Raw genomic sequence first — 493 nt, forward strand, 5'->3', positions numbered from 1 at the left:
GATGGAGTCATAGAGGGCCTGTGTCATATGGAGAGAGGGATGAAGCCAGTAAGGCTTCTCATAGAACGAAGTAAGGCACTCCTTACAGAGCAGCCTGCGTTTGTGGAAGATGAGGAGAGAGCCCCGGTGGTTGTAAGGGATATGCCTTACAGTCTGCCAGGCGCCGGAGTCCTTGATGATGCAGTCATGAGATCCGCAGTTAGGACAGAGACGCTGCTTAGGTGCAGGGACATGGAGAGTGATCAGGTCATACTCCCTGAAGGCTTCGATGTTTTTGATAGTTGTTTCCTGAGGAAGTTTGGTTAAATAGTTGCATGTTTTCATGGTCATTTCAGCTCCTTTCTACTATTTTTGTTTTGACCAATAAAAGAGTAACACAGGAAAAGTTGGAATGACCATGGAAGCATGTAACTGAATATGCTTCTAAAGGGGAATCACACCAGGGAGAGCAGAAGAGCTTGGGAGAAATCTGGTGAAGCAGGCAGAAACACCA

At 46.9% G+C, this 493-nt stretch carries 1 protein-coding gene; it reads right to left on the reverse strand.

Annotated elements, in window-relative coordinates; translation table 11 throughout:
* Positions 1 to 330 (reverse strand): transposase family protein (locus H6A20_RS14040; protein ID WP_420846603.1); only part of this gene is annotated, 330 nt, incomplete at its 3' end.
* Between the last annotated feature and the right edge of the window lie 163 nt (positions 331 to 493).

Source organism: Mordavella massiliensis, from assembly GCF_016901695.1.
GTDB classification, from domain to species: Bacteria; Bacillota; Clostridia; order Lachnospirales; family Lachnospiraceae; genus Claveliimonas; species Claveliimonas massiliensis_A.